The sequence below is a fragment of the Streptomyces rugosispiralis genome (genome assembly GCF_024505145.1).
In the GTDB taxonomy this organism is placed as follows: domain Bacteria; phylum Actinomycetota; class Actinomycetes; order Streptomycetales; family Streptomycetaceae; genus Streptomyces; species Streptomyces rugosispiralis.
Genome location: NZ_JANIAA010000029.1, coordinates 42,643 through 61,969, shown reverse-complemented (window position 1 = coordinate 61,969; position 19,327 = coordinate 42,643). Strand labels below are relative to the sequence as shown.

At 72.6% G+C, this 19,327-nt stretch carries 19 protein-coding genes; 13 read left to right on the top strand and 6 right to left on the bottom strand.

The window, feature by feature from the left end; all coding sequences use genetic code 11:
- The first annotated feature begins 88 nt into the window (after positions 1 to 88).
- The 9 genes from NP777_RS32380 (at position 89) to NP777_RS32340 (ending at position 7,129) form a co-directional block, all read left to right on the top strand.
- The gene (locus NP777_RS32380) at positions 89 to 1,267 is read left to right on the top strand and encodes a SchA/CurD-like domain-containing protein (RefSeq protein ID WP_256653730.1); all 1,179 of its coding nucleotides are present in this window, start codon (positions 89 to 91) and stop codon (positions 1,265 to 1,267) included.
- A 71-nt stretch (positions 1,268 to 1,338) separates the two neighbouring features.
- Positions 1,339 to 1,746 carry a cupin domain-containing protein gene (locus NP777_RS32375; protein WP_256653729.1) on the top strand — a complete coding sequence of 136 codons (408 nt, stop codon included), beginning with the start codon at positions 1,339 to 1,341 and terminating at the stop codon, positions 1,744 to 1,746.
- Positions 1,743 to 3,011: a beta-ketoacyl-[acyl-carrier-protein] synthase family protein gene (locus NP777_RS32370; RefSeq protein WP_256653728.1), complete on the top strand. Its 1,269-nt coding sequence runs from the start codon at positions 1,743 to 1,745 to the stop codon at positions 3,009 to 3,011. Before NP777_RS32375 ends, NP777_RS32370 begins: the two co-directional genes overlap by 4 nt.
- The gene (locus tag NP777_RS32365) at positions 3,008 to 4,258 is read left to right on the top strand and encodes a ketosynthase chain-length factor (protein WP_256653727.1); all 1,251 of its coding nucleotides are present in this window, start codon (positions 3,008 to 3,010) and stop codon (positions 4,256 to 4,258) included. Before NP777_RS32370 ends, NP777_RS32365 begins: the two co-directional genes overlap by 4 nt.
- Positions 4,258 to 4,515 (top strand): acyl carrier protein, encoded by a 258-nt coding sequence (locus NP777_RS32360; protein ID WP_256653726.1) that lies wholly within the window; start codon positions 4,258 to 4,260, stop codon positions 4,513 to 4,515. The genes NP777_RS32365 and NP777_RS32360 overlap by 1 nt, the downstream gene beginning before the upstream one ends.
- A 2-nt stretch (positions 4,516 to 4,517) precedes the next feature.
- Positions 4,518 to 4,982 carry an SRPBCC family protein gene (locus tag NP777_RS32355; protein ID WP_256653725.1) on the top strand — a complete coding sequence of 155 codons (465 nt, stop codon included), beginning with the start codon at positions 4,518 to 4,520 and terminating at the stop codon, positions 4,980 to 4,982.
- Between the two features lie 2 nt (positions 4,983 to 4,984).
- On the top strand, positions 4,985 to 5,314 hold the full coding sequence (locus tag NP777_RS32350; RefSeq protein ID WP_256653786.1) for a TcmI family type II polyketide cyclase: 330 nt from the start codon (positions 4,985 to 4,987) through the stop codon (positions 5,312 to 5,314).
- Positions 5,315 to 5,649: 335 nt separating this feature from the next.
- Positions 5,650 to 6,252, top strand: coding sequence for a hypothetical protein (locus tag NP777_RS32345; RefSeq protein WP_256653724.1), 603 nt, complete (start codon positions 5,650 to 5,652; stop codon positions 6,250 to 6,252).
- A gap of 154 nt (positions 6,253 to 6,406) precedes the next feature.
- Positions 6,407 to 7,129: a class F sortase gene (locus NP777_RS32340; RefSeq protein WP_256653723.1), complete on the top strand. Its 723-nt coding sequence runs from the start codon at positions 6,407 to 6,409 to the stop codon at positions 7,127 to 7,129.
- Between the two features lie 96 nt (positions 7,130 to 7,225).
- On the opposite strand, the gene NP777_RS32335 is transcribed toward NP777_RS32340, so the two are convergent.
- From NP777_RS32335 to NP777_RS32320, 4 genes are all read right to left on the bottom strand, one after another.
- Positions 7,226 to 8,293: a methyltransferase gene (locus tag NP777_RS32335; RefSeq protein ID WP_256653722.1), complete on the bottom strand. Its 1,068-nt coding sequence runs from the start codon at positions 8,291 to 8,293 to the stop codon at positions 7,226 to 7,228.
- Positions 8,294 to 8,304: 11 nt separating this feature from the next.
- Positions 8,305 to 9,381: a right-handed parallel beta-helix repeat-containing protein gene (locus NP777_RS32330; RefSeq protein ID WP_256653721.1), complete on the bottom strand. Its 1,077-nt coding sequence runs from the start codon at positions 9,379 to 9,381 to the stop codon at positions 8,305 to 8,307.
- Positions 9,382 to 10,219: 838 nt separating this feature from the next.
- Positions 10,220 to 11,491, bottom strand: coding sequence for an MBL fold metallo-hydrolase (locus NP777_RS32325; RefSeq protein ID WP_256653720.1), 1,272 nt, complete (start codon positions 11,489 to 11,491; stop codon positions 10,220 to 10,222).
- Between the two features lie 91 nt (positions 11,492 to 11,582).
- On the bottom strand, positions 11,583 to 12,806 hold the full coding sequence (locus tag NP777_RS32320) for an aminotransferase class I/II-fold pyridoxal phosphate-dependent enzyme (protein ID WP_256653785.1): 1,224 nt from the start codon (positions 12,804 to 12,806) through the stop codon (positions 11,583 to 11,585).
- A gap of 127 nt (positions 12,807 to 12,933) precedes the next feature.
- Here NP777_RS32320 and NP777_RS32315 point away from each other — a divergent pair, with 127 nt between their 5' ends.
- Positions 12,934 to 13,476 carry a hemerythrin domain-containing protein gene (locus NP777_RS32315; protein WP_256653718.1) on the top strand — a complete coding sequence of 181 codons (543 nt, stop codon included), beginning with the start codon at positions 12,934 to 12,936 and terminating at the stop codon, positions 13,474 to 13,476.
- Here NP777_RS32315 and NP777_RS32310 read toward each other — a convergent pair.
- Complete coding sequence (locus NP777_RS32310) at positions 13,400 to 14,188, bottom strand: ANTAR domain-containing response regulator (RefSeq protein WP_256653717.1); 789 nt, start codon at positions 14,186 to 14,188, stop codon at positions 13,400 to 13,402. The two genes, NP777_RS32315 and NP777_RS32310, sit on opposite strands and share 77 nt — an antisense overlap.
- A 140-nt stretch (positions 14,189 to 14,328) precedes the next feature.
- On the opposite strand from NP777_RS32310, the gene NP777_RS32305 reads away from it, so the two are divergent.
- Positions 14,329 to 15,525 carry a PAS domain-containing protein gene (locus NP777_RS32305; RefSeq protein WP_256653716.1) on the top strand — a complete coding sequence of 399 codons (1,197 nt, stop codon included), beginning with the start codon at positions 14,329 to 14,331 and terminating at the stop codon, positions 15,523 to 15,525.
- A 99-nt stretch (positions 15,526 to 15,624) separates the two neighbouring features.
- Here NP777_RS32305 and NP777_RS32300 read toward each other — a convergent pair whose 3' ends face one another.
- The gene (locus tag NP777_RS32300) at positions 15,625 to 16,242 is read right to left on the bottom strand and encodes a sigma-70 family RNA polymerase sigma factor (RefSeq protein WP_256653715.1); all 618 of its coding nucleotides are present in this window, start codon (positions 16,240 to 16,242) and stop codon (positions 15,625 to 15,627) included.
- Positions 16,243 to 16,468: 226 nt separating this feature from the next.
- Between NP777_RS32300 and NP777_RS32295 the strand changes: the two genes are divergently transcribed.
- Together NP777_RS32295 and NP777_RS32290 are read left to right on the top strand one after the other, a co-directional pair.
- Positions 16,469 to 17,434: a TIGR03557 family F420-dependent LLM class oxidoreductase gene (locus tag NP777_RS32295; protein WP_256653714.1), complete on the top strand. Its 966-nt coding sequence runs from the start codon at positions 16,469 to 16,471 to the stop codon at positions 17,432 to 17,434.
- 81 nt (positions 17,435 to 17,515) lie between these two features.
- Positions 17,516 to 19,321, top strand: a complete 1,806-nt coding sequence (locus NP777_RS32290) for a thiamine pyrophosphate-requiring protein (protein WP_256653713.1) — start codon at positions 17,516 to 17,518, stop codon at positions 19,319 to 19,321.
- Positions 19,322 to 19,327: the final 6 nt, after the last annotated feature.

Here is a 19,327-nt window from a genome sequence, read left to right as displayed (position 1 = left end):
CGCCATTGGTGGGAGCACTTCACGATCGTCTAACGGGCGGGTGTCCTCGATGCCCGGAAGGACGCGTCCGCGAAATAAGGAGTGAAATATGAGCACCCTGTCCGACATTCCGGAGACCACGGTGGACCAGTCGCCGACGACCGTGGAATCCGCGCTCACCGACACCAGATTGCGCGTCGTGTTGCTGGTGCAGGTCAACAGCGGTGCCGAGCAGCGCTTTCTGCGCGCCTACGATCAGCTGTCCCAGCAGGTGGCCGCGGTACCCGGGCACATCAGCGACCAACTGTGCCAGTCGATCGAGAACCCCTCGCAGTGGCTGATCACCAGCGAATGGGAAAGCGCCCCTCCGTTCCTCGCCTGGGTGGACTCCCCCGCGCACCAGGAGATGGTCAAGCCCTTCCACGGCTGTGTGGAGGACACCCGCTCACTGCGGTTCAGCATCCTGCGGGAGACCCTCACCGCCGGGTCCGCGCCGGTCGATGTCACCACCCGGGGCGTCGACGCCGCGCTGCGGATGGGTGACGGACTGGTCCGGCAGGCGCTCACCTTCACCGTGAAGCCCGGCAGCGAGGACTCCGTCGCCAAGATCCTCGCCGATTACGCCTCGCCCCAGGCCCGGGTCGACGAGACCACCCGGCTCTCCCGCACTTCGGTGTTCATGAGCGGCAACCGGGTGGTGCGGGCCGTGGAGGTCAAGGGCGACCTGACCGCGGCGCTGCGCTTCGTGGCCCGGCAGCCGGAGATCAGGGCCGCCGAGGAGGCCCTCAATCCGTATCTGGAGGAGGACCGGAACCTCGACGACCCCAGCTCGGCACGGGAGTTCTTCGCCCGCGCCTCGCTGCCGGTGGTCCACCACATGACGGCCGGCGGGCCGCGCCCCGCCGAGGGCGTCCACCGGCATGCCCTGCTCTACCCGGTCAAGGCCGGCTGCGGCCCGGCGGTGGCGAGTCTGCTGGCCCGGCAGGACGAGCTGGCGGTGAACAAGGAGATGGCCGGGGACCAGACCGCCAAGACCCTGCTGAGCAGCACCATCTTCCAGCGTGACGACATCGTGGTGCGGCTGGTGGACCTGGCCGTGCCGATGGACCGGAACCCCGCCATGACGGCCGGTGTGAGCGGCCGGCGGGCCGCCGCCGTGCTGGGCCGCCTGCTGGACCTCGGGGCGGACGGTGCGGTGATCGACCTGTCCACGGACGACGGGCAGCGCCGCTTCCTCGCCGACTGCGACATGACCCCGGTCACCGATCGCCAGTCGGCGGACCACTGACGACGTCTCTCCCCTCGCCCCTTTCCACCCCCGTGGCGCGGACCGCGCAACGCTACCTGGAGGAACTCATCATGACCACGCAGTCCCCTCTCGTCGTCGACCTCGCCGCGGTCGCCCCCAACCGCCGGCGCGGTGGCGATGTGCGCGCCATGCTCACACCGCCTCTGGTGGGCGCCACGAGCGGCTTCATGGGGATGGCCATCGTGGGGCCCGGTGAACGGGTCGCCGAGCACTACCACCCGTACTCCGAGGAGTTCGTGTACGTCGTCAGCGGCGACCTGGAGGTGGACCTGGACGGCGAGGCGCATCCGCTCCACCCCGACCAGGCCATCCTGATCCCCATCAACATGCGGCACCGGTTCCGCAACGTGGGGAGCACCGAGGCCCGGATGGTCTTCCACCTCGGGCCCCTGGCGCCGCGCCCCGAGCTCGGTCACGTGGACACGGAGGCCGCCGAACCCGCCGAGGCGACGTCGTGACCCGACGGGTGGTGGTCACCGGGCTCGGTGTCGTCGCCCCCGGGGGTGTGGGCGTCCCGGCGTTCTGGGACATGCTCACCGCGGGCCGTACGGCCACCCGCAACATCACGCTCTTCGACGCGGAGCGGTTCCGCTCCCGGATCGCCGCCGAATGCGACTTCGACCCGCTGGCCCACGGTCTGAGCTTCGAGCAGATCGAACGCTCCGACCGCTATGTGCAGTTCGCGCTGGTGGCGGCCCAGGAGGCGGTACGGGACTCCGGTCTCGACCTCCAGGCGCTCAACCCCTGGCGGATAGGGGTTTCGCTGGGCAGCGCCGTCGCCGCGTCCACCCGTCTTGAGCAGGACTACGTCAAGGTGAGCGACGCCGGTGAGCACTGGGATGTGGACCACCGCAAGGCGGGTCCGCACCTTCAGCACGCGTTCTCGCCGAGCGCGCTGTCCTCCGGGGTGGCGGAGCTGACCGGGGCGCAGGGCCCGGTGCAGTCCGTCTCCACCGGCTGCACCTCCGGTCTGGACGCGATCGGATACGCCTTCCAGGCGATCGAGGAGCGCCGGGCCGATGTGTGCATCGCCGGGGCCGCGGACTCGCCGATCACCCCGCTGACCGTGGCCTGCTTCGACTCGATCAAGGCCACCTCGGCCAACAACGACAACGCGGCCACCGCGTCCCGGCCGTTCGACGCGCACCGGGACGGCTTCGTCCTCGGCGAGGGCTCCGCCGTGCTGGTCCTGGAGGAGCTGGAGCACGCCCGAGCCCGGGGGGCGCGGGTCTACTGCGAGTTCCGGGGGTTCGCCACCTACGGCAACGCCTACCACATGACCGGTCTGACCCGTGAGGGCCTGGAGATGTCCGAGGCGATCGACCACGCGCTCGGCCACGCCCGCGTCAACAGCTCGGACGTCGACTACGTCAACGCGCACGGCTCGGGCACCAAGCAGAACGACCGGCATGAGACGGCGGCCGTGAAGCGGTCCCTGGGCGAGCACGCCTACAAGACCCCCATGAGCTCGATCAAATCCATGGTGGGCCATTCCCTGGGGGCGATCGGCGCCATCGAGGTGGTCGCCTGCGCCAAGGCCCTCGCCCATGGCGTGGTGCCGCCGACGGCCAACTACGAGACCCCCGACCCCGAATGCGACCTCGACTATGTCCCGCGCACCGCCCGCGCCCTCCCGCTGCGTCATGTGCTGTCGGTCGGCAGCGGGTTCGGCGGCTTCCAGTCCGCGGTGGTGCTGAGCCGGGCGGACGGGAGTGCGGCATGACATCGGCGAAGACCACCCGGAACCGGGGCGCGGCCGTCACCGGCCTCGGTGTGATCGCCCCCAGTGGAGTGGGCACCGACGCCTTCTGGAAGGCCACCCGGGAGGGGATCACCTTTCTGGACCGGATCTCCCGGGAGGGCAGTGAGCACTTCCCGGTGCGGATCGGCGGGCAGGTCCGCGGCTTCGATCCGGGTTCGATGATCGAGGAGCGGTTCCTCGTCCAGACCGACCGCTTCACCCACTTCGCGATGGCCTCGGCCGATCTCGCGCTGGACGACGCCAAGCTGCCGGTGGACGACATGTCGCCGTTCGCCGTGGGCGTGGTGACCGCCGCCGGTTCCGGGGGCGGTGAGTTCGGCCAGCGCGAGCTGCAGCAGCTGTACAGCAAGGGGCCGCGCTATGTGGGCCCGTACCAGTCCATCGCGTGGTTCTACGCGGCCAGCACCGGCCAGGTCTCCATCCGGAACGGGTTCAAGGGCCCCTGCGGAGTGGTGGCGAACGACGAGTCCGGCGGCCTGGACGCGCTGGCGCACGCCCGCCGGTCCATCCGGCGGGGGGCGGACGCGGTGGTGGCGGGGGCCTCCGAGGCGTCGCTTGCGCCGTACTCCATCGTCTGCATGCTCGGCTGGGACGAGCTCAGCCGGGCCCGGGACGCGGGCCGGGCCTATCTGCCGTTCACCGAGGACGCCTGCGGATTCGCGCCCGGGGAGGGCGGCGCGATGCTGGTCGTGGAGGAGGAGGGGGCCGCCCGGCGGCGCGGGGTGCGGATCCGGGGCTTCATCGCCGGCTACGGCTCGACCTTCACCGGGCCGTCCCGGTGGGAGCGGTCCCGGGAGGGGCTCGCCCAGGCCATCCGGGTGGCCCTGGAGGACGCGGAGTGCGCGGCGGAGGAGATCGACGTGGTCTTCGCCGACGCGCTCGGGGTGCCCGAGGCGGACCGCGCCGAGGCGCTGGCGATCGCCGACGCCCTCGGGGCGCACGGCACCCGGGTCCCGGTGACCGCGCCGAAGACCGGCTTCGGCCGGGTGCACTGCGCGGCTCCCACGCTGGACGTGGCGGCCGCGCTGCTCGCCATGGAGCACCGGATGGTGCCCCCGACCCCGTACGTCACCGACGTCTGCCATGACCTCGACCTCGTCACCCGCAGCTCCCGCCCCGCCGAGCCGCGGACGGCGCTGGTGCTCAGCAGAGGACTCATGGGTTGCAACGCGGCGCTCGTGCTCCGCGGACCGGAAGGAGATTACTGATGACCAGTCAACTGTCCTACGGGGAACTGGCCACGCTGATGAAGCGGTGCGCCGGGCTCACCGTCGACCCGGACCTGATGCGGACCCGGCCGGACTCCACCTTCGAGGAGTACGGCCTGGACTCGCTCGGTCTGCTCGCCATCGTGGGCGAGCTGGAGAACCGGTACGGCACCCCGATCGAACCGGGGGCCGAGAGCTGCAAGACCCCCGGTGACTTCCTCGATGTCATCAACACCTCACTTACCCCAGGAGCATGAAGATGGCAGGCCACACCGACAACGAGGTCATGATCAAGGCGCCGTTCGACCTCGTCTGGAACATGACCAACGACCTGGAGAACTGGCCGCAGCTGTTCAGCGAGTACGCCTCGGTCGAGGTGCTCCAGCGGACCGGGGACACCACCACCTTCCGCCTGACCATGCACCCCGACGAGGACGGCAAGGTCTGGAGCTGGGTCTCCGAGCGGGAGACGGCCCGCGATGTGCGCACGGTCTGGGCGCGCCGTGTGGAGCCCGGCCCCTTCGCCTACATGAACATCCGCTGGGAGTACGAGGAGGAGTCCGAGGGCACCCGCATGCGCTGGACCCAGGACTTCGAGATGCGGCCCGACGCGCCGGTCGACGACCCCACGATGACGGAGCACATCAACCGCAACTCCCGTATCCAGATGGATCTGATCCGGGACAAGATCGAGCAGCGGGCCCGGGAGACGGTGGGGGCATGACCATGTACCGCACCATGATCGTCGCCAAGATGCAGCGGGACGCGGCACCGCAGGTCGCCAAGATCTTCGCGGAGTCCGACCGCGGCGAACTGCCCAAGCTGATCGGCGTCACCGGCCGCAGCCTCTTCCAGTTCGGCGATGTGTATCTGCATCTGATCGAGGCGGAGCGGCCGCCGTCCACGGAGGTCACCAAGTACTCCAAGCACCCGGAGTTCCGCGACGTCAGCGCCCGTCTCCAGCCGTATATGCAGGCGTACGACCCGGAGACCTGGCGCGAGCCCAAGGACGCCATGGCCCACGAGTTCTACCGCTGGGACCGCGACCACGGCTAGCGGGTCGCGCCGCACGGGGCCGCCGACGGAGTTCATCTCCCGGCGGCCCTTTTCGTATGGCGTCGCGAGCCGGTTATGCACCGGGCCCGAAAATCTCACACTACTGGGCTCATCGGAATGATGTCTGCCGAAAAGGTGAAAGGGCGTCAGTCCATTCGCGCGGCAAATGAGTGATCATTGCGCTTATCTCCACCCAGAGGGCTTACAACCGAGCAGATAGCGGGCCGCGCCGAGTGGCAGGGGGAGCCCTCTTCGCTGACGGTGGACAAGACGCCGATGCGATCCCTTTATCTGGCAAATAGTCAGTATCGCGACGGCGCCGGAAGGAATGGCTCATGCGATCTACTCGCGCACTCTTCACCGGGGCGGCGATTGCCGCCACCCTGACCCTGGGCGCCCCTGCCGCCGCGTTCGCCGCCGACGTCTCGGACCCGGGCGGTCACGGTGGGTACTCGAGCAGCCAGGAGTCCTCCGAGGACGGCTACGGCCAGGGCGGCAGCTCCTGGAAGGACAAGGAAGACCACGGCCGCGAGGAAGGCCGGGAAGAGCACGGCAAGGAAGAAGAGCACGGCAAGGAAGGCAAGGAAGAGGAGCACGGCAAGGAGGAGATGAAGGGCAAGGACGAGGGCGGCGAGCGCGACTGGTCCTCCTCCCACGGCAAGGAAGAGGGCAAGGAGGAGGGCAAGGAAGAGGGCCGGGAGCACGACTTCGGCCGGGAGCACGAGTGGCCCGGTAAGAAGGAGGACCACGACTGGTCCGGTGGCTCCTGGAAGGAGCACGAGAAGGGCGAGAAGCCGCGCGGTGGCGTCCACACCGGTGGTGGCGGCATGGCCACCACGGGCAGTGGCATGGCCGCCGGTTCGGTCCTGCTCCTCGGCGGCCTCGGCGCCGGCGCCTACGCCCTGCGTCGCCGCAAGCCGACCGGCACCGCGATCTGAGTCTGACTCTTCGTATTCCGTGCTGCCGTGGCACCTCCGCCCAGCGGTGGTGCCACGGCAGTTCCACGAGATCTGTGAGAAAAGCGGCCGTGAGAAAGGCGCCTCGAGCTGAGGCGCCCTGAGACAAGGCGCTGTAAGAAAGGCGAACACCCCCATGGGAAAGCCGGCCAAGCAGGGCGCTGCCGATGGCAACACCCGCATTCTCCGCTGGGCCGCCGCGTCGGCCCTCATCGGCGTATTCCTCATCTACAACTCCGTCGACGCCGCCTCTCAGAACACCCCGGCGGCCCGGCCCGCGGTCAGCGCCCCCGCGTCCATCTCCGAACCGGAGAGCGACACCTCCAACGAGGACGCGTACGCGGATTCCCCGGAGTCGACGACCGCCCCCGAGTCCCGTCCGGGGCCCGCGCTGCCGCGCTCTCCCGCCTCCCATCTGGACATCCCCTCGATCGGCGTGAGCGCGCCCTTCACCCCGCTGTCGCTGGACGCCACGGGCGTGCTGGTGCCGCCCCCGGACACCGACCAGAACCTGGTGGGCTGGTACGAGGGCGGCCCCTCGCCCGGTGAGCGCGGCAACGCCATCGTGGCCGGGCATGTGGACACCAAGATCGGCCCGGCGGTGTTCTACGCCCTCGGCCAGCTCAAGCCGAAGAGCAAGGTGGCCATCACCCGTGAGGACGGGATCGTGGCGACCTTCGTGGTCGACAAGGTCAAGACGTTCAAAAAGAACGCCTTCCCGGACGAGCAGGTGTACGGGGACACCCCCAACGCCCAGTTGCGGGTGATCACCTGCGGCGGGGCCTATGACCACACGGCCAAGGACTACACGGCCAATGTGGTGGTGTTCGCACACCTCTCGTCGTACCGGTACAGCTGACGGAGCTTCCCCTCACCAGGGAAGGGGCTCCGCCCCTGGACCCCGGGGGTCCAGGGGCGGAGCCCCTTGCCACGCGGCGGAGCCGCCTGTCTCCGCCTATCGATGCTGGTGGCGGGCCTTGGGCGGGACCGTGGAGTCGAAGGCGTGCAGAGCGCCGTTGACCGGCCGGATGTCGGTCACGTTCAGACCGGCCTCGGTCATCCGCGCCACCATGCTCTCCTCGGTGTGCTTCCGGCCGCCCACATTGAGCAGCAGGAACAGGTCCATCGCCGTGGTGAAGGAGGACAGGCTGTTGTCGACGAGGTTCTCGATGACGACCACCCTGGCGCCGGGGCGCGCCGCCGCGACCACGTTGGCGAGCGTCCGGCGGGTGCTCTCGTCGTTCCATTCCAGGATGTTCTTGATGATGTAGAGGTCGGCCTCGACGGGGACCTCGCGGCGGCAGTCGCCGGGCACGAGCGTGGCCCGCGAGGCCAGCGCCCCGCCGTCCCGCAGCCGCGGATCGGCGTGCGCCACCACCTGCGGCAGGTCCAGCAGCGCGCCGTGCAGCGCCGGGTGCTTCTCCAGCAGGCTGGCCAGCACATGTCCCTGGCCGCCGCCGATGTCCACCACCTCCTTGACCCCGTCGAGGTCGAGGAAGTCGGCGACGTCGGTGGCGGACTGCCGGCTGGAGGTGGTCATCGCGGCGTCGAACACCCGGGCCGACTCGGGCGCGTCCTCATGGAGATAGGCGAAGAAGTCCTTGCCGTAGATCTCGTTGACGACACAGCCGCCGGTGCGCACCGCCCGGTCCAGCAGCGGCCACGCCTCCCAGGTCCATGGCTCGGTGCACCACAGGGCGATGTTCCGCAGGCTGCCCGGGGTGTCCTCGCGCAGCAGCCGGGACATCTCGGTGTGCCGGAAGCGGCCGTCCTCGGTCTCGGCGAAGACCTGACAACAGGCCAGGGAGCGCAGCAGCCGGCGCAGCGGATCGGGCTCGACGTCCACGGCGGCGGCCAGTTCGCCGATGGAGGCGGGCCGGTCGCCCAGCGCGTCGGCGATCCGCAGCCGGACCGCGGCGCGCACCGAGGCCGCCCGTGCGGCGCCGAAGACGATCTCGCGCAGCCGCATGGGCGGCGGGAGCGCGGCCGGTGGGGGCTGTCTGATGGGTTCCACGGTGGTCATGTCGCCGCCTCTCAGCACCGGCCCGTGGGCGCGGACAGCTCACAGACGTTGTCGGTGAAGGTGTTGTCGGGGCCGTTGTCCCGGTCGGCGAGGTCGGCGGGCTTGTTGCCGCTCATCACGTTCCGGCTGATGGCGTTCTTGGCGTTGGGGGCGCCGACGACGCTGGTGTAGAGCACGATCCCGCCGGACATGGGCGAGGTGCCCACGTTGTCGTTCACCTGGTTGCCCGTCACCCGGGTGCCCTCGGTGCCGGTGAGGACGATGCCTGCGCCCTGGATGAAGGGGAGCCGGTCGGTGGCCTCGCAGTAGGCGTTGTTCTCGTAGACGGAGTTGTTGCGGACGCTCAGGTCCCCGGCGCGCGGAGTCGACTCGTCGCCGACGATGAACACCCCGGCGCAGTTGGCGGTGATGGTGTTCCCCTCGACCGAGAGGTCGCGCAGCCTGCGGACCACGACACCGGTCCGGTTGCCGCTGAGCTGGTTTCCGGCCACCAGGGTGCCCTGGGCGTCGGTGGCGCCGCCCTCGGCGTCGATGGTGTTGGCCAGGAAGACGCCGGACTGCTTGTTGCCGCGGGAGACGTTGTCGACGAAGGTGCCGCGGGTGGACATCTCCTGGCCCATGCCCTGCTGGCCGTTGTCCTCGGTGGTGGTGTTCCGCACGGTCATCCGGTCGGTGTTGGAGCCCCAGATGCCGTTCTTGGCGAAGCCGGTGACCTTCAGTGAGCCGATCCGTACATCCGAGACCGGGTCTTCGGCCGTCCCGGTGACGCAGATGCCGTGGCCGGCCTCGCCGCAGGCGTTGGCCGACGGCTCCTCGGCCGGGGAGAGCACGGTGGACTCTCCCGCGCCGACCAGGGTCAGCCGGTCGGTGGAGATCTGGAGGTTCTCCCGGTAGGTGCCGGGCCGGATCTCGATGGTGTCGCCGGGCTCGGCGGCGTCCACGGCGGCCTGGATGGACTCGCCGGGCTGGACCACATGGCGGGTCGCGGCCTCGTCGACGGGGGCGGCGTGGGCTCCGGGGAGCTGGGCGAGTTCGATGACGAGGACGGCCGTGAGGCCGGCGAGGTGGCGAAGTTTAGGTGTGCGCATGAAAAGGAAGTTAGGTGCGCTCTGCACCACTCGCCACTTATGTTCCACTCGTCACTTATGCCCTGAATTACCCCACTTGGCCGCCTTATGGCCCGGCCGCAGGCCGGGGGCCGCGCTCGCGGCGGTGGCCGGGGGCCGCGCTCGCGGCGGAGGCCGGGGGCCGCGCTCGCGGCGGAGGCCGGGGGCCGCGCTCGCGGCGGAGGCCGGGGGCCGCGCTCGCGGCGGAGGCCGGGGGCCGCGCTCGCGGCGGAGGCGGGCCGTCCGGCTCGCGGCGGAGGCCGAGGGTCCGGCTCGCGGCGCCGGGGTCCGGCTCGCGGCGGAGGCCGGGGGCCGGGCTCGCGGCGGAGGCGGGCGGTCAGGACGGCGGCGGTGGCGGGGGGCCGGGCTCGCGGCGCCGGGGGTCCGGGCTCGCGGCGGAGGCCGGGGTCCGGGCTCGCGGCGGAGGCGCGGGGGCCGCGCTCGCGGCGGAGGCGCGGGGGCCGCGCTCGCGGCGGAGGCCGAGGGTCCGGCTCGCAGCGGTGGCGGGCGGTCAGGACGGCGGCGGTGGCGAGGGTCCGGCTCGCGGCGGAGGCCGAGGGTCCGGCTCGCGGCGGAGGCCGGGGGCCGCGCTCGCGGCGGAGGCGGGCGGTCAGGACGGCGGCGGTGGCGAGGGTCCGGCTCGCGGCGGAGGCCGGGGGCCGCGCTCGCGGCGGAGGCGGGCGGTCAGGACGGCGGCGGTGGCGGGGGGCCGCGCTCGCGGCGGAGGCGCGGGTCCGGCTCGCGGCGGAGGCGGGCCGTCCGGCTCGCGGCGGGCGGAGCCGATCGGACCCCGCGCGCTCCCCCACGACCGCGACGCGGCCTATTCGAGCACGCGGGATGCCCCGACCGGCAGATCCCACAGCTCCTCGCGCGGACGCCCGGTGGCCTCCCAGGCCGCGCGGATCCGGCGCAGCGGCTCCAGGGGCGGTTCGGCCGCGAGCAGGAAGGTGGACCAGTGCATGGGCGCCAGCACCCGCGCCCCCAGGTCCAGATGCGCCCGTACGGCCTCCTCCGGATCGGTGTGCACCCCGGTCAGCATCCAGCGCGGCTCGTACGCGCCGATGGGCAGCAGCGCGATATCGATGCCCGGGTAGCGGCGGCCGATCTGCTGGAACCAGTGGCCGTAGCCGGTGTCCCCGGCGAAGTACACCCGCTGTCCGCCGGGCGCGGTGATGACCCATCCGCCCCACAGCGAGCGGCAGGTGTCGGTGAGGGTGCGCTTGCTCCAGTGGTGGGACGGGACGAAGTCGAAGCGGACCGGGCCGTCCTCGCCGGGCAGTTCGGCCGCCTCCCACCAGTCCAGCTCGGTCACCCGGGTGAATCCGCGCACCCGGAACCAGCGGGCGAGCCCGGCGGGCACGAAGACCGGAGTCTCCTTGGGCAGCCGTTTGACCGTGGGCGCGTCCAGGTGGTCGTAGTGGTTGTGGCTGATGACGACCGCGTCCACGGGCGGCAGGTCCTCCCAGCGGACCCCCACCGGAGTGACCCGGGCCGGGGTGCCGAGGATCTTGCGGGCCCAGACCGGGTCGGTGAGCACGGTGAGCCCGCCGATCCGCACCACCCAACTGGCGTGCCCGGCCCAGGTGAGCGCGGTCCGGCCGGGGCCGGTGAGCGGCAGCGGCCCCGGTTCGAAGGGCAGCTCGGGGATGTCGCGGAGCGATTCCACGGGCGGTCTGAGCCGTCCCTCCCGGGCCAGCCGGGCCAGCGCCCGCACCCCCGGCAGCGGGGAGGTGAGCCGGTCGGCGAACGACGGCGGCCAACTGCGGATCTCGCCGGGCGGACGCGGGGCGCCCGGCTCGGTGACGGTGGGTTCGGCGGTCGGGTCGGGGGCGGTCAGGCCGGGGGCGCCCGGACGGGGGCCGGTCGACGCGGGGACGCACGGCTGGGCACCGGTCGGGTCGGGGCCGCCCGGACGGGGGCCGGTCAGCTCGGGGGCGGCTTGCTCGCCGGCGCCCGGCTCAGGGGCGGCCGGGGCCAGCCGGGGCCGGGCGGCGGCGCCGGGCCGGGCGCGGCGGCGCCGCCCGGCCGGTTCCGCGGGCTCCGCCGGTTCCGCCGGTTCCGCCGGTTCCGCCTGCTCGGCGTGGTCCGTCATGGCCTGGCTCCCTTCCGTGTCTGGGCCGTGTCCGGGCCGGCCCTTCGGTGTCGGCGCGCCATCGAGGTCCGGGGCTGGGGTCCGGGGCCGCTCAGGTCACCGGACTGCTTTCGATCAGGTCGCGGAAGGCCGCCTCGAAGGCGCCCAACGCCGTGGCCACATGGGGCAGTTCCAGCGGGTCCGGCGTCCGGAGCGCCCGGAGCCGCGACTCCTCCGCCGCGCCGAGCAGCGGCAGGGTCGCCAGCCGGAGCCGCAGGGTGTGCGGAGGGTCGCCGAAGCGATGGCCCCCGGCCACGCTCCGGCCGATCCGCCGCACCAGCTCGCGCTCCAGCTCCACCGAGTCGGTGATGCCACGGGCCGCGAGCACGCCGCGCAGCTCGTCGAGATCGGCGTAGAGGTGCCGGCCGGTCTGCGGCGGGCGGGCCAGCGCCCCGACGGCGGTCAGCGCGCGGTAGGCGGCCGCGGCCACGGCCCCATGCGCCCGGGCGGCGGCCGCCATCCGGTCCCGGACCGGCTCGGGCTCGTCGAGGGCGTACGCGGCGGCCGCCGCGACGGGCGCGGGCAGCCCGGAGCGTACGGCGGTGAGCAGCGACAGCACCCGGCCGCGCAGCTCCGCCCCGCGCTCGGTGGCCGGGAACCGGGCGATCGCGGCGGGCCAGCCCGCCGGAGCGAAGGCGCCCGCCAGATCGGAGAGCACGATCGCGTTCTCGGGGGACATCTCGGCCGGGCTGAGCAGCACCGTCCCTGGCGGATGGTGGACGGTGTCCCGCCAGGTCTCGTCGCTGACGATCAGCAGCCCCTCGGCCACGGCCACCTCGCACACCTCGTGCAGCAGCTCGGGCGGGGCCACGGTGCCGGTCGGGTCGTCGGCCACCGACAGCAGCAGGACCCGGGGCACCCCGCCCTCGGCGCGGATCCTGCGCACGGTCTCCAGCAGCGCGAACGGGTCGGGCAGCCCACCGCATTCGGCCGGGACTGGCGCGTGGTGGGCGCGCCGGTCCACCAGCCGCACCAGCGGCGCGTACCAGGCGGCGCAGGGGCGGGGCAGCAGCACATCGCCGCCGGGGGCCGAGGCGAGCAGGGCCAGCAGCAGCGGCTCGGCGCCGGGGGCGACCACGACGTGCTCGGGGTCGGTCCACAGCCCGCGCCGCGACCAGTAGCCGCAGGCCGCCGAGCGCAGCCCGGCCGAGCCGCCGACCGGCTCCGGCGCGGTGCGGCCGGCCGCCGCGACGAAGCTGTCGAGCAGCTCCGGGAGGACCGGCAGTCCGCCGTCGTCCCGGTCCGCCGGTGCCGGGGCGGTCCACTGCCGCTGCATTCCGTCCACACCTCCGCCCGTGTCCGGCGGGTCACCGCTCACGTGTGTCCGCTCACCGCCCACGTATGTCCACCTTCGCAGATCCCCGGCGCCGTTTCGCGGAAGGGGCCCGGGGGACCCGGGCGCCATGACAGCGACGCCGGAACAACACGATGTGGTGGCCCTGCTCACCGCGGACCACCGCGCGGTGCGCGACCTCTTCGAGGGGTATCGCGCCGCCACCGACCCCGAGCGGCGACGGCAGCTGGTCGACCGGATGACGGTGGCGGTGGTACGGCACTCCGTGACCGAGGAGGCTCATCTGTACCCCACGGTCCGCAAGGCGCTGCCGAACGGCGACCGGATCGCCGACGAGGAGATCGAGGAGCTGACCGAGGCCGAGCGGATCCTGTCCGACCTGGACGCCGTGGACCCCCGGGACCGGCGGTTCGACCCGCTGGTCCGGGAGCTGATGGACGTGGTGTCCATGCATATCCGCGGCGAGGAGGACCTGGTCTTCCCCGAGCTGCGTGAGCGGCTCACCCCCGAGGAGCGGATGGCGCTGGGTCTGCGGGTCGGCGAGGCGGCGGCCGCGGTGCAAGGGGTGCCCCCGGTCAGCCCGGAAGGTCCCGGTCCCGGCCGGACTCTGGCCGATCGGGTCCGGGAGCTGCTGACCGGCCGAACGCGATGAGGTTCCGCTCCAGGCCGCGGCCTCGGGTGCGCACCACGGTCTCGGCCAGCTCCGCCAGCTTGCGGTTGGTCCGCTGGGAGAGCCGGCGCAGCAGGTCGAACGCCTGGTCCGGGTCGCAGCCCAGGACGTACATGACGATTCCGCAGGCCTGGTCCACCACCGGCCGGCTGCGCAGCGCCGTGTCCAGCTGGTCGACCTGGACCAGGGCGGCGCGGTAGAGCCGGTCCCGGGCCAGGCTCTCGGTGGCCAGGTCGCCGAGCAGCCCGGTGGCGCCCTGGGCGGCCTTCCTCAGCGGCCCCGGGCGCAGCCCGTAGACCGAGATGGTCACGGTGAGCCCGTCGCAGGCGAAGGGGAGGGTGGCGGAGGACCGTACGCCCGCGTCCAGCGCCCGCGCCCGGTAACGCGGCCAGCGGTCGTCGTGGAGCAGATCGTCGGCGCCCGCCGGGCGGCCGGTGTCCAGCGCCGCGAGGATCGGGCCCTCCCCCGCCCGCATCTGGACCGACACCAGCGCGGACAGATCGGGGTGGGTGGCCGCCGTGGTCCGGTCGGCGTCCACGGCGCCGCGGGGCTCCTCGGCGAGCACGGCGGTGGCGGTGGCCCCGCAGCTCTCGGGCGTGCCCGCGGCGGCCTGTTCCGCCAGTTCGGCCAGACCGCGCCCGAGGGAGGGCGCGTCGGTCGGGAAGGCCGCGCGAATGTGCGTACGGTCGGGCATCACCGGTCCTCTCCTTCGCTCCGGTCCGATGTGCTGTCCGGCCCCGCCCTTCCGGGGCCCATTTTTTCGGGTGTCCACGTCCTTGAGTGGAAAACATCACCCATGCGGCCCCACGAGTCCGGGCAGGCTACGGTGTGGCCATGCCAGACGCACAGGAGTTTGGGGCGGAGCTCTCGGACTTCCGCAGACGGGTTGACGAATTGCGGACCGCGCGGGCGCTGCCCTCGCAGGAGCGGCCTTCCCTTTTGGACGCCGCTCTCTTCGAACTCCAGCATGTGGTGGATGTGCTGTGGCCGCGGTACGAGGAGCTGACGGCCGGCTCGTCCCGGGGCCCCGGCGGTGGCCGGGGCGACCCGCAGGAGCAGCAGCTGCTGCGGGCGCTGTTCCAGCGGCTGCCGATCGCCACGGTGCTGCTGGACCGCGACGCCGTGGTGCGGCGCATGAACTTCACCGCCACCCAGTTGTTCCACACCCGGGCCGGATACGCCACCGGCCGCCCGCTCACCGCCACGCTGCGGCGCGACGGGCAGGCGGCGCTGCGCTCGCAGGTCGCCGCGGTCGCGCGCGGTGAGGGCGACCGCAGTCTGACGGTGTGGCTGTCGCAGCCGCCCGTCCACGGTGAGGTGCGGGTGACCCTGGCCGCGCTGCGGCCGCCGGGCGAACCCCATCCGGCGGTGCTGGCGGCGTTCCAGCCCGGGGTGGCCGGCCCGGCGGCGGACGAGCCGGCGGCCGGGGTGCGGGCCCAGGAGTCCCGGCCGGACCTGGGCGAGGTGTCCCGCCATGCCGCGCTGCTGGACCTGGTGGACGACACGGCGGCGGCGCTGCTGAGGGTGGCACCGGCCGGGGGCGGCCCGGAAGCGGTACTGGCCGCGGTCGCGGAGGTGCTGCACGGCCGGTTCGCGGACTGGGTGATCGCCGACCTGCCCTCGAAGGAGGGTCCGGGCAACCCGCGCCGGGTGGTGGCGCTCGGCCCGCGGGACGCGGTGGGCGACCGTATGGCGTCGCCCCTGGCCAAGCAGGATCCGGCCGACTGCCCCCTGGTGGTGGACGCGCTGTACGAGGGGGCCTCCGCGCTTCGGGTGAGCCCGGTCGACGCCGACGCCTTCGGCCTGGACGCGACGGGCGCTCCGGTGCTGGTGCGGGAGGAGGTCACCTCGCTGCTGTGCATACCCCTGCGCACCGACGCGGGCCCGGTCCTGGGGGCGCTCACGCTCTTCCGTACGGGCGGGCGCGGTGCCTTCGAGATGGCGGAGGCGGGCGTGGCGGACCGGATCTCCCGCCATGTCGCCCTGGCCATGACGCACACGGCCGAACGCGCCGCGGCCCCCGGGGCGTGAACCACCCACGGCCCGCGCCCGGACGGCACCGGAACCCGCCCGCGCCCGGACGGCACCGGAACCCGCCCGCGCTCAGAGGGCACCGGAGCCCGCCCGCGCTCAGGTGGCACCGGAGCCCGCCTGCCTGCTCAGCCGGGCGCAGGTTTCGCTGAGCAGGCGGGAGACCTGCATCTGGGAGATGCCGAGCCGGCCGGCGATCCGGCTCCGCGTCTCGTCACAGAAGAACCGCAGGTAGAGGATCTTCCGCTCGCGCTCGGAGAGCCTGCGCAGACATGGCACGTCCGGGGTGGGCGCGTCCGGTGCGCGGGTCAGCTCCTGGACGGCCGCACGGACCTGGATGCGCGGCTCCTGGGCCCGGCGCGGGACGTGCAGGCTCCACATGTGGTCGCGGAAGTGCCGCTTGACCTCCCCGACCACGGTCGGGACGGCGTAGCTCTCGAAGGCCGAGCCGCGGTTCGGGTCATAGCGCCTGACGGCCTTGACCAGGCCGACCATGGCGACCTGCCGCAGATCCTCGGTGGCCTCGCCGCGGTTGCGGAACTGGCCGGCGAGCCGCTCGGCCATGGGCATCCAGGCGCGGACGACGTCCTGGCGCAGGGCCTCCTTCGACGGCCCGTCCGGCAGGGCGGCGATCCGGCGGAACGCGACGGAGGTGTCCGGGGCGTCGTCGTGCGGATGCCTGGGGTGTGCTCGGGGATGTGCTCGTACGGACGTCATACGCCGTACCTCCCTTGAGCTGTCGTCGGTCTCACCACGGAGGCAAAACCGGACGAAAGGGCGATCCGGTGGTCACGCCCCTGGCGGCCGGGCCGCTCCCGTGGCGTGCCTCCGGTCCGAAGCGCACAGGGCGCGTGCCCGTCCCGGGCCGGATCAAACGAGGTTTCCTTCCCCTGGCCCCGGTTACCCGTCGCATCCGCCGGTATCCGCGCTCGAGGAGGGCCCCATGACCGAGTACGGCTACTTCCTGGCCGCCGAAGAACACGGGCCCGCGGACCTTGTCGAGCAGGCCCGGATGGCGGAGCAGGCCGGTTTCAGCCATCTGTGGATCTCGGACCACTACCACCCGTGGAACGACGCCCAGGGCCAGAGTTCCTTCGTCTGGTCGGTGATCGGCGCCCTCGCGCAGGCCACCAGCCTGCCCGTGCAGACCGCGGTGACCTGCCCCACCATCCGTATCCACCCCGCCATCGTGGCCCAGGCCGCGGCGACCAGCGCGGTGCTGCTGGAGGGCCGCTTCCGGCTGGGCGTGGGCAGCGGCGAGGCGCTGAACGAGCATGTGCTGGGCGACCGCTGGCCGCCCGCGCCGATCCGGCTGGAGATGCTGGAGGAGGCCGTGATGGTGATGCGCCAACTGTTCGCGGGGCGCCGCGTCACCCATCATGGCAAGCACTACACGGTGGAGAACGCGCGGCTGTACACGGTGCCCGAGGAGCCGGTGCCCATCGACATCGCGGCCTTCGGATCGGCCGCCGCCGCGCTGGCCGGCCGGGTCGGCGACGGCTTCATCACCATGGTCCCGGACGCGGAGCTGGTGGCGCGGTTCCGGCGCGGCAGCGGCGCCGGGGGCAACAGCAAACCGGCCAGCGGCGGCCTGAAGGTGGCTTACGGCCCGGACCCCGACGAGGCCCTGCGCACCGCCCACCGGCTGTGGCCGACCGAGGGGCTGCCCGGTGAGGTGCTGTCGACACTGACCACCCCGGGCCAGTTCGAACAGGCCGCCCGGCTCGTCACCCCCGAGCGGGTGGCCGGGGAAGTGGTCTGCGGGGATGACGCGGAGGCGCACGTGGCCGCGCTGAACGCGTACGCGGAGGCCGGGTTCGACACCGTCTACGTCAATCAGATCGGCCCCGACCAGCGCGGTTTCTTCGACTTCTACCGCACCAAGGTGCTGCCGCAGGTGGCCGGTTGACCGCGATCGCCGGGACGAGCGATCGCCAGGACGAGCGATCGCCGGGAAGAACGCGATCGCCGAGAGGAGCGATGACCCACCATGACCATGAAAGTGGCCGACTACATCCTCGCCCGACTATCGGAGTGGGGTGTCGAGCATGTGTTCGGCTACCCGGGAGACGGAATCAACGGCCTGCTCGCCGCGTGGGGGCGGGCCGAGAACGAGCCCCGGTTCATCCAGGCCCGGCACGAGGAGATGGCCGCGTTCCAGGCCGTCGGCTACGCCAAGTTCAGCGGCCGCCTCGGCGTCTGCGCGGCCACCTCGGGACCCGGCGCGATCCACCTGCTGAACGGGTTGTACGACGCCAAGCTGGACCACGTCCCGGTGGTGGCGCTGGTCGGCCAGACCCACCGCAGCGCGATGGGCGGCTCGTACCAGCAGGAGGTGGATCTGCACAGCCTCTTCAAGGACGTTGCCTCCGACTTCCTGGAGACGGTCACCGTCCCCGAGCAGCTGCCCAACGTCCTGGACCGGGCCATCCGCACCGCCTACGCCCGCCGCGCCCCCACCGCCGTGATCATCCCGGCGGATGTGCAGGACCTCGACTACTCCGCGCCCACCCATGAGTTCAAGATGGTGCCCTCCAGCCTGGACCGCAGCGGCTGGTCCGCGGTGCCCTCCAACAGCGCGGTGGAGCGGGCCGCGGAGGTGCTGAACGCGGGCGAGCGGGTGGCGATCCTGGTCGGCCAGGGCGCGGCCGGGGCGCGCAAGGAGGTCCAGCGGGCCGCCGAGACCCTCGGCGCCGGGGTCGCCAAGGCGCTGCTCGGCCTGGATGTGCTCAGCGATGAACTGCCCTATGTCACCGGGTCCACCGGACTGCTGGGCACCCGGCCCTCGTACGAGCTGATGCGGGACTGCGACACCCTGCTCACCATCGGCTCCAGCTTTCCGTACAGCCAGTTCCTGCCGGAGTTCGGCAAGGCGCGCGGGGTCCAGATCGATCTCGATCCGCACATGATCGGGATGCGCTATCCGTACGAGGTCAATCTGGTCGGCGACGCGCGCGAGACCCTGCTGCGGCTGCTGCCGCGGCTGGAGCGCAAGGAGGCGCGGGACTGGCAGGAGGAGATCGTCGCGGGCGTACGGCGCTGGCGCGAGGTGATGGGCGCCCGCGCGGAGGTGTCCGCCGACCCGGTCAACCCCGAGTACGTGGCCCACTGCCTGGACCCGCTGCTGCCCTCCGACACCATCGTCACCTGCGACTCCGGCTCCGTCGCCAACTGGTACGCCCGCCACTTGCGGATGCGCGGCGAGATGCGCGGCTCGCTGTCGGGCACGCTGGCCACGATGGGCTGCGGGGTGCCGTACGCCATCGGCGCCAAGTTCGCCCGTCCGGACCGGCCGGCGGTGGCGCTGGTCGGGGACGGCGCGATGCAGATGAACGGCCTGGCGGAGCTGATCACCGTGGCCAAGTACCGCCAGTTGTGGGAGGACCCCCGGCTGGTGATCGCCGTCTGGAACAACCAGGACCTCAACCAGGTCACCTGGGAGATGCGGGCGATGGGCGGGGCGCCGCAGTTCCTGCCCTCACAGACGATCCCCGATGTCTCCTACGCGCGGTTCGCCGAATCGCTCGGTATGACCGGCATCCGGGTGGAGAAGCCCGAGCAGGTCGAGGGGGCGTGGCGGGAGGCGCTGAGCGCGGACGGCCCGGCGGTCGTGGAGTTCCTCACCGACCCGGACGTCCCCCCGATCCCGCCGCACGCCACCTGGGAGCAGATGGAGGCCACGGCCGAGTCGATCATCAAGGGCGACCCGGACCGGGCGGGCATGGTCCGCCAGGGCCTGAAGGCGAAGGTGCAGGAGTTCCTGCCGCACCGGAAGAGGACGTCGGACGAGGACTGAACCGGA

What these genes read in the sequence shown, in the direction of transcription:
- NP777_RS32380 (WP_256653730.1), top strand. Translation starts at nt 89, where the DNA reads ATGAGCACCCTGTCCGACATTCCGGAGACCACGGTGGACCAGTCGCCG.
- NP777_RS32375 (WP_256653729.1), top strand. Translation starts at nt 1,339, where the DNA reads ATGACCACGCAGTCCCCTCTCGTCGTCGACCTCGCCGCGGTCGCCCCC.
- NP777_RS32365 (WP_256653727.1), top strand. Translation starts at nt 3,008, where the DNA reads ATGACATCGGCGAAGACCACCCGGAACCGGGGCGCGGCCGTCACCGGC.
- NP777_RS32360 (WP_256653726.1), top strand. Translation starts at nt 4,258, where the DNA reads ATGACCAGTCAACTGTCCTACGGGGAACTGGCCACGCTGATGAAGCGG.
- NP777_RS32355 (WP_256653725.1), top strand. Translation starts at nt 4,518, where the DNA reads ATGGCAGGCCACACCGACAACGAGGTCATGATCAAGGCGCCGTTCGAC.
- NP777_RS32350 (WP_256653786.1), top strand. Translation starts at nt 4,985, where the DNA reads ATGTACCGCACCATGATCGTCGCCAAGATGCAGCGGGACGCGGCACCG.
- NP777_RS32345 (WP_256653724.1), top strand. Translation starts at nt 5,650, where the DNA reads ATGCGATCTACTCGCGCACTCTTCACCGGGGCGGCGATTGCCGCCACC.
- NP777_RS32340 (WP_256653723.1), top strand. Translation starts at nt 6,407, where the DNA reads ATGGGAAAGCCGGCCAAGCAGGGCGCTGCCGATGGCAACACCCGCATT.
- NP777_RS32335 (WP_256653722.1), bottom strand. Translation starts at nt 8,293, where the DNA reads ATGACCACCGTGGAACCCATCAGACAGCCCCCACCGGCCGCGCTCCCG.
- NP777_RS32330 (WP_256653721.1), bottom strand. Translation starts at nt 9,381, where the DNA reads ATGCGCACACCTAAACTTCGCCACCTCGCCGGCCTCACGGCCGTCCTC.
- NP777_RS32325 (WP_256653720.1), bottom strand. Translation starts at nt 11,491, where the DNA reads ATGACGGACCACGCCGAGCAGGCGGAACCGGCGGAACCGGCGGAACCG.
- NP777_RS32320 (WP_256653785.1), bottom strand. Translation starts at nt 12,806, where the DNA reads ATGCAGCGGCAGTGGACCGCCCCGGCACCGGCGGACCGGGACGACGGC.
- NP777_RS32315 (WP_256653718.1), top strand. Translation starts at nt 12,934, where the DNA reads ATGACAGCGACGCCGGAACAACACGATGTGGTGGCCCTGCTCACCGCG.
- NP777_RS32310 (WP_256653717.1), bottom strand. Translation starts at nt 14,188, where the DNA reads ATGCCCGACCGTACGCACATTCGCGCGGCCTTCCCGACCGACGCGCCC.
- NP777_RS32305 (WP_256653716.1), top strand. Translation starts at nt 14,329, where the DNA reads ATGCCAGACGCACAGGAGTTTGGGGCGGAGCTCTCGGACTTCCGCAGA.
- NP777_RS32300 (WP_256653715.1), bottom strand. Translation starts at nt 16,242, where the DNA reads ATGACGTCCGTACGAGCACATCCCCGAGCACACCCCAGGCATCCGCAC.
- NP777_RS32295 (WP_256653714.1), top strand. Translation starts at nt 16,469, where the DNA reads ATGACCGAGTACGGCTACTTCCTGGCCGCCGAAGAACACGGGCCCGCG.
- NP777_RS32290 (WP_256653713.1), top strand. Translation starts at nt 17,516, where the DNA reads ATGACCATGAAAGTGGCCGACTACATCCTCGCCCGACTATCGGAGTGG.